Here is a 14,308-nt window from a genome sequence, read left to right on the forward strand (position 1 = left end):
TTTTTTTTTATAATCCCAGTTTGGAATAAAGATATTTATCAAAAAATGCTTTTCCCTGAAAGGATTGAAGGCCTATAGGAAACCATCAGGTAGCTCCAAATCGGCGTTTCTTGCGTATTTTCAATTTTATTGAGCAACACCATTGACTCAGTTGGAATCAAAATACTTAACCCAAAATTGACTTCCCACTTTGCCGCAGGACGATAATTTAAAGAAAGGTCAAACTCATTGCCAAGGTATTTTTCTACGGTGTTTTTGGAATCATTCAGCATCGGATATTGATTGTAAAAAATATTCCAATCTGCCCTAATTCCCAACTTGGAATTGATTCTATGAAGGACAAAAATGTATGGATTGACCAATCCACTCGAATTTACATCTCCAGGAAATCTGGTAAAGAAATTCATATTTCCCATGAATTTCCACGCCACACCATATAGCGGCACAAAGGATTTGAACGTGTTCTCCGATTTAGCCAAGTCATTTCCACTGAGAATTTCAGATCCAAGCCGTAAAGTGGTGTTTTGGACTTGCACTCTCAACTCAGGTTGCAGATAATAGGCATGGATTGGTTGTCCCGAAACCGTTTTGCCTGCCTGATAAAATCCATTTAGGGTCAGGTAAAATTTTCCTTTCAGGTATTCAATTCTACCCCCGGTAGTGTATCTCCCATTTTGACCCTTTTCAGAGTTCTCAAAAGTATCCAGCGCAAGTACAGTAGTGAGAGTTACCTGATTACTTAATTTGGCTTTCAAATGGTGCAAAACAAGGTTGACATACCGATGTGAGGCCACCGGAGAATACATCGGATCATAGCGACTGGAGTAAGTCCTGGTAAACATCCAGGAAAAATCTGTTACAACATTTTTAGTGGAATAAAACAATCTGATCCCCTCATGTGATCTGCTTTGCTGGGCCCATGGTGCATCCGAAAAGATCCTTCCATTGTCCAAAAGCAATCTTTGCCTTCCTAAGCGTACCGAGAACTTTCCAAACTTAGGTTGGAGGTAAAGTTCAAAAAAATTCACATTGGCTACAGAGGAAGGCTCCCCGGATTTATTCCAAAGATGGATCTCCTGAAAAGCAGCGACCAAATCAAAAACCTTTGAGCGATAGCCTAATGTAAGGCGGTTTCGCTGACTTATAAAAAATTCCGGAGTTATGGAATCAGCGGCTGTAAGTTGGAAATGGTTGCGAAACTCACCTCTGGGCCGGATTTCAAAATCCAGATTAAGCTGGTTTTTCACCGAATCTGCCTGCTGGGAAAATGAGTCTCCAAAAGAAGCCAAAAAAATTGCAACGGCTCCAATTCCCCCTTTAGTTACCTTTCCACATCGAAACATTCCAAGGGGTGAAATTTTTGAAGGTGTTTGGAATTCAGTTAAATCCTAAAATTAGATCGATAAATAAAAAGTCCTTATACTCAGAAAAATGATCAGGACTCCTACTGCCACCATCAGGTATTTGGGTTTAATCAACTTGCAGATGTAAGCTGCAAATGGTGCTGCGACAATACCCCCCAAAATCAAACCCAACACAGGCGCAAGGCTTAATTCCTTGACAAAAAACAAGAAAGTTGATGCACTGGCCAAGGAAACGAAGAATTCTACAAAATTCCCTGTGCCGATGGCATAACGGGCGATTTTCCCTTTGCTAAGCAAGGTGCTGTTTACGATGGGGCCCCAGCCGCCGCCGCCCACAGCATCTGCAAATCCGCCGGAGGTCGCCAATATGGGAAGACTTCTGCTTTCCCGGTTGAATTTTACAGGATGATGGCTCTTTCGTGATTTCCTTAGGATGACAACTCCCATGATAAGCAGGTATAGTGCGATGATTGGTTTGATCATGTTTCCATCCACATTAGACAGGAAAAAGGCACCAATTATGGATCCAAGCACTCCTGGGATCAACAGTTTTTTGGCAAGCTTCCAGTCCACATTTCCAAGTTTCCAGTGGGAAATCCCTGATGCCAAGCTGGTGAACACTTGTGCAAAATGAACCCACGCAGATGCAGATGCAGGCGGGATGCCTATACCCAAAAGAATAGAATTGCTACTCACTCCATAAGCCATTCCCAATGCCCCATCGATACTCTGTGCAATGAATCCCACCAACAAAAACCAAAGAAACATCTCCATGTCCAACTCCCAACTTTTGACGGATTCGGTCAATGTCTGAGTGATCAATAAGGCAAAGATCACAGCGGAAAACGCAAAAAACATGGACCAAAATGGCTCGGTTCTAAGTCGTAGGATAAGTTTTTCCATGAAAAGCTTCAAGGTTTGATAGGTTAAGAATCTCAAAATTAATAACAAAAATTATCATTCCTATCATTTTTATAGGATTTATAGGTTTAAAAATTGAAAATCGGTGGTGGGAGAAAAGTTGAATTGGACAAAAAAAAGCTGCAGAAAATCTACAGCTCTTAAAAAAAATTATCACCCTTTACCTTAATACTTTGAAAACATGGTAAAAATCAAATGCCTAATTTCTAATTCACCAAGAGTATTTCTAAACGGATCTCCATTAAAAAAGGATTTCTCTTTTGTCCTTTTCAACGCAATATTTTGATTGAATTAGCCCCCACTGTCGCAATCATTGAGATTCATTCTGAAGCCTTTTGAGAGATCTGCAAATCGGAAAAATTTCCTTTCAACCCAAAATAATCCGACTCCGCAAAATTCAGCCTGATCAAGTTCACTTTTGGTAAAATTCAATGGTCACTTCTGCCAATTGAACCAGATCCAAGTCCTCCATATCTGGTTTAGACTTCTGCATCTGGCAGGCATGCTCGCCCATTAAGCCTGGGCTTCGATCATTTTTGAAGAATTTATATTGGGAAGTTTCCAATTCCCATACCAGTCAAAAAAATTGAATTTTAAAAATCTATTTATCAAAAAGCTGGGATTCTATTGAACTGAGGGGTGTTTTATATTTTCTAAAAGTTTGTATAGAAATTTGAAATTTCACTTTCGGGAAAAAATGTCCCATTTGGGGAAAAACGTATTCCATTCGAACTTTGACCTTATTTATTAGAGATCATATTGTTTCATTTTGTTAAATAGAGTTTTTCGATCAATACCCAATTCCTGGGCTGCTTTAGTCCGGTTGTATTTGACATCTTCCAACACCTTGCGAAGGATGGTTGCCTCAGCCCCGGCTGCTGCATTTTTCAATTTGGAAAATGATTCTGCTTTGCCGACTTCGTGCTTTTGTCCCTCTTCATCTAATTCCAAAAAATTGAACTTTCTGGAATAGACCAACTCGGGAGGCAATCCGGACAATTTTACGGTAAGTCCATCGGACAAAAGAATTGCCCGCCGAATGACATTGCGCATTTCCCTGAGATTTCCAGGCCAGGAATAAGCAAGTAAAACCTGAAGGACATCCTCATCAAATCCAGTCAAATCCCTGTTCAATTCTTCATTCGAAAGTTTCAAGAAGTACTTGGCAAATTGCTCGATATCCTCTTTTCGGTCCCGCAGCGCAGGTACGGTAATGCTGAATTCGTTAAAGCGAAAATATAAATCTTCCCTGAATTTGCCTTCCTGCACTGATTTGCGAAGATCTTCATTAGAAGCCACAAGTATTCTCACATCAATGGATCGGTCCTTGGCGGCACCAATTCTTCTTAATTTTCTCTCCTGCACCAGCCTGAGCAATCCAACCTGGATTTCATAGGTCAGATTTGAAATTTCATCCAAAAAAATAGTTCCACCATCGGCAAGTTCAAATTGGCCGGGTTTATCGAATTGAGCCCCAGTAAAGGATCCTTTTTCGTGTCCCCAAAGCTCACTTCCAGCCAATTCCCTTGTCAGTGCCCCACAGTCTATCGCTATAAAAGGTTTTCCGGCCCGGTCACTTTGCTCGTGGATGATTTTGGCAATATTTTCCTTTCCGGCTCCGCTTTCTCCATAAATAATCACGCTCAGATTAGTGGGAGCCACCAATTGGATTTCTTTATACAGTTTCTGGGATTCTTTGCTGACACCCTTAATAAAGCCGGAATTGGAACCCGAATTACTTTTGGAAGGTGCCAAATCTGTACCTCGAATAAAATTGACCGAATAGCTTTTGTCCTCTTTTTTGAGTTGTAAAGCACGCTCGATCAACAACAGGATTTCGTCTGGTATCAATGGCTTGGTTAAGTAGTCAAAAGCCCCGTTTTTAATCACTTCAACTGCAATCTTAACATCAGCATAGCCGGTGATGATTACTACCTGGGTACTTGGGGATAATTCCTTCGCTTTTTTAAGCACATCTCTTCCGTCCATTTCCCGCAGCTTGAAATCGCAAAAAATCAGATCAAAGCTGTTTCTTTTGACCATCTCCAGCCCATTTTTTCCAGAAATGGCCGTTTGCACTTCATGCCCTTTTTTGGTCAGGAATCGGTCTAAAAGCTGGCAAATATCCAGACTGTCATCAATTACCAAAATTTTTGCCATTGTCTTTTTTTTGTTTGGTTATACTTGAAAATCGGGATTCTATCACCTGATTCAGCCTGGACAGACTAAATGGCTTACTCAGAAAATCCAAAGCACCGGAACCGAAGGCGTTTTTTCTTTCTTCCAAATCATCAAATGCACTCATTATGATGACCTTGCAGGTTTCAATCAAAGGCTGAAGTCTCCGCAATTCCTTAAGCCCATTTCCATCCGGAAGATTGATATCCAAAAAAATCAAGTCAGGAGTTTCAGTTTCCAATACTTTTCTTTCCTCTCCTATCGACCCCGCCAAATGAACTTTAAATCCTTTTTTTCCTAAGTAGCGAAAGAACATATTTCTAATTTCATCTTCATCATCTACTACCAGGATCACATGCTTTTTCATGGTTGAAATTTCAAGATCTGCTGATCCTGAGATCAACACTTTCTGTGTCTGAATATGCTCCCAGCTTGAGAACATAATTTCTATGAAAAAGGTGTAATCATAGACTACACCTTCTATTATTTGTTAATTCCTAAATTCATTATTTAATATTGAATATTGTAACTAACCAAAAATCTGCCTTCAGTCAACCGCAAAACATTAAAAATGATATTTCTATTTTTTAATTTGAAAAATAACAATCAAAGATTATCGATTTCTTTCAAAATTTCCTCCTTGGCATTTCTAATTTGTGGCTTTTCAGTAGTATCATGATCAGGTTTATTTCCATTTGCCGTGGATTCTTTTTTAATAAATAAACGGGCAATTGATTTCCCTGATTTTAGAACTAATAACCTCAACCAACCACTTTTGTGCTTCTTTTTCATAGTCTTTGGAAGTAAATTATTGATACTGAAATTTCATTTCGAGAAAGTCAAAGGGACCGTCCGCCGATGACTTTAAACAAAACAGCAATAATGGCAATGACAAGAAGGACATGGATAATTCCGGTAGCACTGTAGGCAAATACTCCGATCAGCCATCCAATGACCAATATTACAGCGACAATATACAAGAGTGAGTTCATTTGTTTGGAGTTTAGATGTTAGGGTTTATTTATTATCCAAAGTCCAATGTTTATGCCCTATTTAAATACATTCATTAAAACAGCCCTTTCCACCCAATTGAGCTTGTTTTTAGAATCATTTCGGATATATGAAATCATTATGTTGGAAAAATTGTGGATTATATTCCCCAACCTGGGGAAATTGTAAATCCGGTATATTAAGCCGACCTTACATACCCTCACCTGTTTATATTTTTTGCAGCATCAAAAACTGATCAATTATCGGGGTACTTCAATTTCAATCAAATGCCTAAAAGCAAAGTTTACCAAGAAACAATGTTAGAAAAAGAAACCATACGGATCCTGTATGTTGATGAGGACCAGGAAGAGCAGACCCTGATTGCTTCTATTCTAAAAACCGCAAAAAAGAACAAGTATGTGGTCGAAAGCGCAAAATCGATAGAAGAAGCGCTTGAAAAGTTAAAAGACACCTACACGGTATTCTTGGTTGGCTATAAGCCTGGCAAAGAAGAGCAGCTCAATTTGATCAAGGAAATAAAGGCCCTGAAAAAATACGCTCCATTGATCATGCTCTCAGGGATCAATTCTGATAATATCGATGAGCAAGCCCTCAGTTTAGGAGTTACGGATTATTTGGTCAAAGGGCAATTTGACGGAAGCACTCTTGAAAGGAAACTCCAGTTTGCCATTCGGGATGCCCGATTGATGGAATCCCTGGAGAAAACCGGCAGAAAGTTTCAATCCATATTTGAGCGGGCAGCTGATCCATTTATCCTGATGGATGAAAAAAGTAAAGTCATGGAAGTCAATCCCATGTTTGTTTCAAAGTTCGGATTTAACCCACATGATGCAAAACCGGGGCAAGAGTATCATTTCCACAATATGCTTTTGGAGGCTGGTGCCAAGAATAAACTCATTCAAAACTTGGATACCATGTTGGAATCATTCGATCTGGAGGCCAGTATGATTACAACAGAAGGCAATACGATCAATACTTTGGTGAGTATTGTCAAGCAGGAAGAAAAGCAGTACCAGGTTTTGATCAAAGATCTCAGTTCAATTAAAGCCAGAGAAGAGGAGGAACTGAACCAGAAAAAATTCACTTCCACCGGCAGGATGGCCCGGATTCTGGCACACGAAGTAAAAAATCCTCTTACCACTATCGTGCTCTCCGCGGATCAGATGAGGCTGGAACTTCCCAAAGAGGTTATGCTTGAAAGCGGCGATTTGATCGAAGTGATTCTCAGGAATTGCGACCGGATCAATCACTTGGTTTCCCAACTTCTGGACAGCACCCGATTTATCGAATTGAACATTAAAAAACACTCACTGGCAACTCTTTTGGAAGAGGCTTTAGCCCAGGTGATTGATCGGATAGATTTACAGGGGATTAAGGTCTTGAAACACTTTCAGCCAGAAATGACTGACCTGAATTTGGACGGTGAAAAAATAAAAATCGCTTTGATAAATCTTATTGTCAATGCGATTGAAGCAATGGAAGTGAACAAAGGAGAGCTTGTACTTAAGACTTTTCAGCGTGGCAACCAATTCAGAATCGAGATCTGTGACAATGGCTCGGGCATCCCAAAAGAGAACCTGGAACGGATCTTTGAACCGTTTTTCACAAACAAAACCAAAGGTTCGGGATTGGGTCTTACCAATACCCAAAACATCATCTTTAGCCACGGAGGATCTATTCGTGCAAAATCTGAAGTAGGAAAAGGAACTTGTTTTCTGATCAATTTAAGCGGGCCTGAATCTGAAGTTTAGGTCAAAGAATTTCCGAAAGTTTCTTGATTCGTTCCAATCCTTCCAGGAGTTCCGAGTCATTTTTGGCAAAGCAAAACCGGATAATCTTATCATCCCGCCTGTCGGAATAAAAGACTGAAATGGGGATGCAAGCGACTTTGAGTTTTCGGGTCATCCGCTCGGCAAGTTCCCTGTCTCCGATTTGGGACAAATGTCCATAAGAGGCCAATTGGAAAAAACTTCCATTACTTGGAATGAACTTCAGCGCTGTCTCCGCCAGTCCTTTTGCAAAAAGGTCCCGCTTTTTCTGGTAAAAATTCGGAATGGAAAGGTATCGTTCTGGGACCTCCAGATACTCAGCCAAGGCATATTGAATGGGTGTCACTGTGGTGAACGTGAGGTATTGGTGAATTTTCCTAAACTCAAGTGTTAAATTCGGTGGAGCTAGGCAATAGCCTATTTTCCAGCCAGTAACATGGAATGTTTTTCCAAATGAGCCACAAACGAATGTCTTTTCTCTTAATTCAGAATGTGCACCGATCGAATGATGCTTTTTGCCATCGAAAGTAATATGCTCATACACTTCATCACTGACTACAAAAATATCCCTGTCCCGAATCAACTCAGCAAGTCGATCCACATCGTCTTTTGACCATACATAGCCACTTGGGTTGTGGGGTGAATTGACCATGATCATCCTCGTCTTGAGTGTAATGGCAGCTTTTACCTTTTCCCAATCCACTGAAAAATCTCCGGAATTCAAAGCCACATAGATCGGAACCCCGCCATTTAGGGTGATTGCAGGTTCGTAGCTGTCATAGGCAGGTTCCAGAACTATGACCTCGTCTCCCAATCGGATCACTGCCGAAACAGCAGCATAAATCGCCTCCGTCGCACCGGAAACGATAGTCACTTCTGTCTCATAATCCGGGAAATAACCTTGGGTCAACTGAGTCTTTTCGGCAAGTTTTTGCCTTAGACCGACTATTCCGGCCATTGGCGGATATTGATTGTACCCTTCCTTGATGTATTTGGACGCCATCTCCAATAAGACCGGGTCCGCACCAAATCCCGGAAATCCCTGGGAAAGATTGATGGCACCTTCCTCGGTGGCCATCCGCGACATAACTGTAAAAATGGTCGTTCCGATATGGGGAAGTTTGGATGAAAGCATGGAATGGAAAATGAAAAGAGAATTTCCTGCAAGAAAAGGATTTTTTGAAATCCTGTGAAATGAAAAAGCCGCAGGGGCTACCTGCGGCTTTCAACCTGGATAATTACCCGGTCAATTTACCTGATCCGTAATGGATTTGGTAAGAGCTTTCCCTCGCTCTACTCTTTCTAGTCCTGCCTGCTTGATTTTTTGACCGATTTCCTCACCGGTTTTTTGCAGTTCTGCCAAAAGCTTCGACAATTTTTCTTTTTGTGGTCCGAGTTTTTCTCTGTTTTGATAGATTACAGCTCCTGCTGCTATTCCAGCGGCCAGGCCTCCCAGCCAGATCGCCCATGATTTTTTTGAATTGCTCATAGTGGTTCAGTATGTTTTTTTAGAATATATAAAATTAGTCTCACCGGCTAAGCCGTACCATCAAGGTGAAATTCCTTGAATCTACTTGCATAAAAGAAATTAGTTTGCCAAAATTTAGATTCTTCAATTTAAAAATAAAAATCTGGCTTTTCTCCCTCATTTTCAGCGTTTTTTATAGAAATACTGAATCAAAGTTTTAAAATAAACGCAGAAGTTCCCTTTCCGGTTTTTGGGAGATTTTACCCAACTTGGGGAACTATGGAAACGCTTTGCTTTAAGTCCAAATTGGGAGTTTTTGAATACAATCACTGGAGCTATCACATTCCTTTGACGGAGGATATCGCCTCTCAAATGATGGATAAAAATCACCGAAGAGTCTTGGTTTGGATTAGAGACCAGGGGCCTTTTCATATGGCCCTGATGAAATCGAAAAACTATTGGTACTTGATTCTCAATCAGGAAATGGTCAACAGGCTGGAATTGGATCATCAAAAGACTTTCGATGTTCGGATGGCAAGGGATCACAGTGAGTTTGGGCATGAGGTGCCCGAAGAATTTCAGGTACTCCTGGATCAGGACGAAGAGGGAAATGGTTACTTCCGCAGCCTAACTCTTGGCAAACAGCGTAGCTTGATCTACCTGGTCACCAAGGTTAAAAACTCCGAATCCAGAATGAAAAAATCTCTGGCCATTCTTCATCACCTCAAATCTGCCAAGGGAAAGCTGGACTTCAAGCAACTGAACGAATGGATCAAACATTACAATAACCTGTGATTTTTTGATTAACCGCATTGCTGCCAATTTTTGGCTGTGGAAGATTTTTTAAATCCAAAAGTTTTCCCGAAGATCAAAATCTCATATGTTGTAGATCCTCTTTGAGATCAACCGCCACCCAAAAATTCAAATGAACCCCAATTGCAACCAAACTAATAATCCTGACACCCAATTTGAAACTATGCGGGTAGCATCTAAGTATATAATTTCGTCCCCTAAACAAACCAAAATAACCATGAAAAGAATCTATTCACTTCTAATCCTGATCGGTATGCTTTCATTTGCATTTGCCTGTAATACTGAAGGAGATGAGGATCCACTTGATGTTTTTCGGGAGATCGCTTACAACGCATTGAGTTCAGATGTCAAAGCAACCGTGATCGGGGATTGGAAAGATGCGGAAGTCAGTGCTTGGGTGGATGGGTATTATCTGGTAACCTTCCAAACGAACGATTTGGTATTGGGTCCAGTTCAAGTGGTTGTTGATCCTGTGACAGGAAGATGGGTGGAAATTCTCCCGAGATTCTAAAAAGTAAAGAGGACCAAAATTTGGTCCTCGCTTTATTTTTCAGGCTTTTTCCAGTTTCAACTTCAGTTTTCTTGCCAACTTATTCTGTTTTCTTCTTGGTCGGTTGGCTCCAAAAGTTCCTCTGTGGACTTTGCCTTTTCTTGACTTAATGTCTCCTTTTCCCATTTTTTTTCAGATTTAAATGAACATTACCCGAAAATAAAAAACACCCAAAATCAGGTCAACTCCGAATAGGGAAATTTGAATTGGGCCAGCTATTTTTAACTTCATTTAAAAGTTTTCTTTCTTTTAAAAGTCATCTTTCTCACAAAATGTCCTTACCCTCCTTTACGATCAATTGCGACTTGGGCGAAGGAATGCCAAATGAAGCTCAGATCATTCCATTGATTGACCTGGCAAGTGTGGCCTGTGGAGGACATTTTGGAGACCGGAATACGATCAAAACCACATTGGATTTGGTCAGAAAATCCGGGAAAAAAGCAGGTGCTCACCCCTCCTATCCGGATTTGCAGAACTTCGGAAGGAAATCTTTGGACATCAAACCGAACGAACTCCTCCAAAGTCTCCACGATCAAATCGGACTTTTCTTAGATGTGGCAAAAGCTGAAAACGTTCCGGCCGACCACATCAAGTTTCATGGGGCTTTGTATAATGATGCCGCGGAAAACCCGATGCTTGCAGAAATTCTGATCGATTTCCTCAAAAGAAATTTTGCGGATATTCCACTATTTGTACCACCCCATTCTGAGATTGAAAAAGCTGCCATGGAATCCAATTTACCCATCCGGCTGGAAATTTTTGGAGATCGGGCATATCAGGACAATTATAATCTGGTCAGTCGAAATGCCGAAAACTCACTTTTTACACAGACCCATCAGGTAATTTCTCATCTGGATTCCATCATCACACTGGGCCAAATCCGGACTTCTTCAGGGGGGATGATCCCAGTCAAAGCCGATACTATTTGTTTTCATGGAGACAATCCTGGAATCATGGAATTTTTACCAATTGTTCGAGATCGATTTTGGAAGTAAAACCCCACTATACTGCCATAAGCCCTGTTTTAGGGGAACTCAAATGGATAGAAGCACCATCTGACTCTTTGCTTTCCAAACAATTGGGTTGGATAGACTTCTTGAAAAAGGAGTGGATGGACAAGTTTATTGATATCCGGCAGGGATTCACCGCTGTCAGCATACTTTGGAATACACCGGATGACCAGCAGGCTTTTCAAAATCAGATCAGAAAATTCAAAGTCAGGCCATTTGACTTGCCATCAAGAACCTGGAAAATTCCAGTCTGTTACGATCCTGACTATGGTAAAGATTTGGGAGCCTTGGCAATCAGTCATCGAATGACAGTCAACGTTTTGATCCAGCTTCATTCCTCCGTGACCTATCGCTTGCATTTTTTCGGCTTCCTTCCGGGATTTATGTACCTCAACGGTCTTCCGAATCAACTCCACACTCCCCGAAAATCGGTTCCAGATCGCATGGTGGAAGCGGGATCAGTGGCCATTGGAGGATCTCAGACGGGAATTTACCCCAAGGAAAGTCCGGGAGGCTGGCACATAATCGGCAGAAGTCCGATTACCCTATTTGATCCTGAGCGAAACCCGCCGGTTTGGGGTGTTCCCGGTGATCAGATCAAATTTGAGCCGATTGATATCGAAGAAATGGAAAAACTGCTTGAAAAACCCCCATTTCCCCAATATTGATGAATAGAGAAATAACCACTGCTACTGTATTGAAAACAGGTCCGGGATCCTCTGTTCAGGATTTGGGACGCTGGGGACATGCATCTTTTGGTGTACCGGTATCAGGTATCCTTGACCTGAGGTCTTTTCATTGGATCAACCATTTACTCCAAAATCAAAAAAATGATGCGGTTTTGGAAATCTCCCAACCCGGGTTTACTATCCAATTTGACTCCCCGACTTCCATTGCTTTGGCCGGTGCCACAGCCAGCATCAAATTAAACGGACAGGACACTGAAAACTCAGGATTGATTCCCATTAAAAGGAAAGATATCCTGGAAATCGGAGGCATTTCCGCAGGGGCAAGAATTTATTTGGGGATCCGATTTGGGTTTAAAACCGAAAAAATCCTTGGTTCCAGAAGTTTTTACGAGGGTTTGACCAAAATTTCCCAGCTATCTAAAGGGTCAAAAATCCCCTATTCCATCGATTCTGGAGCGACTCCAATCTATAATGCAAAAGCAAGATGGTCAGTTGATTGGTACCAAAACGAAACGATCTTTGTCTATCCCGGACCGGATTTTTCATTGCTCAAGGAGAACGTGAAAGAAAAGTTACTAAACGAAACTTTCAGAATTTCCCAACTTTCCAACCGAATGGGAATACAGCTGCTCGAACTTCTGGAAAATGAGCTGCCTGAACTTCCAACCAATCCCGTTTATCCAGGGACAATTCAGCTTACTTCCGGTGGAAAATTGCTGATCCTCCTCAAAGATGCGCAGGTAACTGGCGGATATCCACGGATTCTTCAATTGGATGAAGAAAGCCAATGGGTAATAGCCCAAAAAAAGCCAGGAGATCTAATTCAGATCAAACTCAAAAAGCTTTAATCCGGATTGCATTCTTTTTTCTGAAAACAGGTTTTACAATAAAATAGACTGGTATTTCTTCCTTTTTTCTCCAAAAAAAACATCCCGCAATTTGAGCAAAGGACTTAAGCCTGCTATCTTACCATTACAACTTTTACAACCCGAACAACCATGGACTCTGTTTTGACCGAAAAAATCCTCGCCCAGGGAATGAACCCTGAAACCGTCGCCCAACAAATCGAAAACTTTAAAAATGGATTTCCATTTCTGAAAATCACCGCCCCGGCCACCCCGGGAGACGGAATCCAAATTCTTTCTGATTCCGAACTTGCACAATTCACAGACTCATATCCCGGCAAAGCCTCAAGAATTGATGTGGTCAAATTTGTCCCGGCCTCGGGAGCTGCATCGAGAATGTTCAAGGATCTGTTCTCATTTCTGGATGGGGACGGAGACTTGGAGAAAAGCTCTTTTACCAAGAAATTCATTCAGAACCTTTCGAAGTTTGCGTTTTACTCGGATCTCAATTCAGCTTTGGAAGCCCAGGGAAGCAGCATTCAGTCCTGCTTGGATTCCAAAGATTACAAAAAAATCGTTGCCGCTTTGCTTTCAGAAGAGGGTTTGGGATACGGCAACCTGCCAAAAGGGCTCCTGAGATTTCATAAATATCCAAGCGAAAACCGGACTCCTGCACAGGAACATTTGGTGGAAGGAGTTCAATATGGCTTGGGCAAAGGAAACACCGTCAAAATCCATTTTACCGTTTCACCCGAGCATGAAGAAAAATTCAAGGCTGAAATTGGAAAAGTTCTCCCAAGTCTGAAGTCCTCCAGTAGAGTAGAGTTTGAAGTCAGCTATTCCCATCAGAAAAAGTCCACGGACACGATTGCGGTAACTATGGACAACACCCCCTTTGGAGAAGATGACGGCAGCTTACTATTCAGGCCAGCAGGTCACGGGGCATTGTTGGACAATCTGAATGACATCAAAGCCGATCTGATCTTCATCAAAAACATTGACAATGTCGTGCCAGACCGTCTCAAAGAAACCACCAAAAACTACAAGATGGCAATTGCCGGATTGCTTCTGGAAGTTCAGGAAAAGGTGTTTCAAGCCCTCCGAGGAATGGAAAGTGAATACAGGGAAACTTATGCTGAAATGGCCGAAAAGGTGTTTAAAGAGGATTTGAAAGGGAAACTCCCCTCCGATTTTGGTTCCAAGTCCAAAGAGGAAAAGGCAGCTTTCCTGAAGACGAAACTTAACCGTCCTATCCGAGTCTGCGGAATGGTAAAAAACACCGGTGAACCGGGAGGCGGGCCTTTCTGGATCCAGGAATCAGATGGATCCCAATCACTTCAGATTCTTGAAACTGCACAAATTGATTTGAATGACCCGGATTCAAAAAAGCATTTCCAAGCTTCAACTCACTTCAATCCCGTGGATTTGGTTTGCGGAACCAAAGATTACAAGGGGAATTCCTTTGACCTGATGCAATTTAGAGATATGCAGACAGGCTTTATCACAGAGAAATCCAAAAGCGGAAGAGATCTAAAAGCACTGGAACTTCCCGGACTCTGGAATGGAGCCATGGCCGGCTGGAACACGCTGTTTGTCGAAGTGCCGCTGATTACATTCAATCCTGTGAAAACTGTAAATGATCTTCTGAGAGAGGAACATCAGGGATAGAGCCAAGACCTTAGACTCAAGA

Annotated in this window: 16 protein-coding genes; 7 read left to right on the forward strand and 9 right to left on the reverse strand. The window is 41.6% G+C overall.

The window, feature by feature from the left end:
* Positions 1 to 38 precede the first annotated feature (38 nt).
* From B0E43_RS12985 to B0E43_RS22810, 6 genes are all read right to left on the reverse strand, one after another.
* Positions 39 to 1,343 carry an alginate export family protein gene (locus tag B0E43_RS12985; protein WP_139352755.1) on the reverse strand — a complete coding sequence of 435 codons (1,305 nt, stop codon included), beginning with the start codon at positions 1,341 to 1,343 and terminating at the stop codon, positions 39 to 41.
* Between the two features lie 51 nt (positions 1,344 to 1,394).
* The gene (locus B0E43_RS12990; protein ID WP_077350371.1) at positions 1,395 to 2,267 is read right to left on the reverse strand and encodes a sulfite exporter TauE/SafE family protein; all 873 of its coding nucleotides are present in this window, start codon (positions 2,265 to 2,267) and stop codon (positions 1,395 to 1,397) included.
* 765 nt (positions 2,268 to 3,032) lie between these two features.
* The gene (locus B0E43_RS12995) at positions 3,033 to 4,445 is read right to left on the reverse strand and encodes a sigma-54 dependent transcriptional regulator (RefSeq protein WP_077350373.1); all 1,413 of its coding nucleotides are present in this window, start codon (positions 4,443 to 4,445) and stop codon (positions 3,033 to 3,035) included.
* A complete protein-coding gene (locus tag B0E43_RS13000) occupies positions 4,423 to 4,905 on the reverse strand; it encodes a response regulator (RefSeq protein ID WP_077350375.1) in 483 nt (160 codons plus the stop codon). Before B0E43_RS13000 ends, B0E43_RS12995 begins: the two co-directional genes overlap by 23 nt.
* A 164-nt stretch (positions 4,906 to 5,069) precedes the next feature.
* Positions 5,070 to 5,255: a hypothetical protein gene (locus B0E43_RS13005; RefSeq protein ID WP_077350377.1), complete on the reverse strand. Its 186-nt coding sequence runs from the start codon at positions 5,253 to 5,255 to the stop codon at positions 5,070 to 5,072.
* Positions 5,256 to 5,302: 47 nt separating this feature from the next.
* On the reverse strand, positions 5,303 to 5,455 hold the full coding sequence (locus B0E43_RS22810) for a lmo0937 family membrane protein (protein ID WP_139352756.1): 153 nt from the start codon (positions 5,453 to 5,455) through the stop codon (positions 5,303 to 5,305).
* Between the two features lie 285 nt (positions 5,456 to 5,740).
* Here B0E43_RS22810 and B0E43_RS13010 point away from each other — a divergent pair, with 285 nt between their 5' ends.
* Positions 5,741 to 7,225 (forward strand): hybrid sensor histidine kinase/response regulator, encoded by a 1,485-nt coding sequence (locus B0E43_RS13010; RefSeq protein WP_254423423.1) that lies wholly within the window; start codon positions 5,741 to 5,743, stop codon positions 7,223 to 7,225.
* Position 7,226: 1 nt separating this feature from the next.
* Here the strand turns inward: B0E43_RS13010 and B0E43_RS13015 are convergent, their stop codons facing one another.
* Together B0E43_RS13015 and B0E43_RS13020 are read right to left on the reverse strand one after the other, a co-directional pair.
* Positions 7,227 to 8,378 (reverse strand): methionine aminotransferase, encoded by a 1,152-nt coding sequence (locus B0E43_RS13015; RefSeq protein ID WP_077350379.1) that lies wholly within the window; start codon positions 8,376 to 8,378, stop codon positions 7,227 to 7,229.
* A 111-nt stretch (positions 8,379 to 8,489) separates the two neighbouring features.
* A complete protein-coding gene (locus B0E43_RS13020; protein WP_077350381.1) occupies positions 8,490 to 8,732 on the reverse strand; it encodes a hypothetical protein in 243 nt (80 codons plus the stop codon).
* Between the two features lie 258 nt (positions 8,733 to 8,990).
* Between B0E43_RS13020 and B0E43_RS13025 the strand changes: the two genes are divergently transcribed.
* Entirely contained in the window at positions 8,991 to 9,506 is a 516-nt protein-coding gene (locus tag B0E43_RS13025; RefSeq protein ID WP_077350383.1) for a YdeI/OmpD-associated family protein, read from the forward strand.
* A 235-nt stretch (positions 9,507 to 9,741) separates the two neighbouring features.
* On the forward strand, positions 9,742 to 10,035 hold the full coding sequence (locus tag B0E43_RS13030; protein WP_077350385.1) for a hypothetical protein: 294 nt from the start codon (positions 9,742 to 9,744) through the stop codon (positions 10,033 to 10,035).
* A 39-nt stretch (positions 10,036 to 10,074) separates the two neighbouring features.
* On the opposite strand, the gene B0E43_RS13035 is transcribed toward B0E43_RS13030, so the two are convergent.
* Entirely contained in the window at positions 10,075 to 10,200 is a 126-nt protein-coding gene (locus B0E43_RS13035; protein ID WP_077350386.1) for a 30S ribosomal protein THX, read from the reverse strand.
* Between the two features lie 146 nt (positions 10,201 to 10,346).
* Here B0E43_RS13035 and B0E43_RS13040 point away from each other — a divergent pair, with 146 nt between their 5' ends.
* The 4 genes from B0E43_RS13040 (at position 10,347) to B0E43_RS13055 (ending at position 14,286) form a co-directional block, all read left to right on the forward strand.
* Positions 10,347 to 11,069 (forward strand): LamB/YcsF family protein, encoded by a 723-nt coding sequence (locus B0E43_RS13040; RefSeq protein WP_077350388.1) that lies wholly within the window; start codon positions 10,347 to 10,349, stop codon positions 11,067 to 11,069.
* A complete protein-coding gene (pxpB, locus tag B0E43_RS13045; RefSeq protein WP_168171945.1) occupies positions 11,060 to 11,752 on the forward strand; it encodes a 5-oxoprolinase subunit PxpB in 693 nt (230 codons plus the stop codon). Before B0E43_RS13040 ends, pxpB begins: the two co-directional genes overlap by 10 nt.
* Positions 11,752 to 12,621: a biotin-dependent carboxyltransferase family protein gene (locus B0E43_RS13050; RefSeq protein ID WP_077350392.1), complete on the forward strand. Its 870-nt coding sequence runs from the start codon at positions 11,752 to 11,754 to the stop codon at positions 12,619 to 12,621. Before pxpB ends, B0E43_RS13050 begins: the two co-directional genes overlap by 1 nt.
* Before the next feature lie 150 nt (positions 12,622 to 12,771).
* Positions 12,772 to 14,286, forward strand: a complete 1,515-nt coding sequence (locus B0E43_RS13055; protein ID WP_077350394.1) for a DUF4301 family protein — start codon at positions 12,772 to 12,774, stop codon at positions 14,284 to 14,286.
* The last annotated feature ends 22 nt before the right edge of the window (positions 14,287 to 14,308 follow it).

It is taken from the genome of Algoriphagus sp. A40 (genome assembly GCF_002002735.1).
Classification (GTDB): domain Bacteria; phylum Bacteroidota; class Bacteroidia; order Cytophagales; family Cyclobacteriaceae; genus Algoriphagus.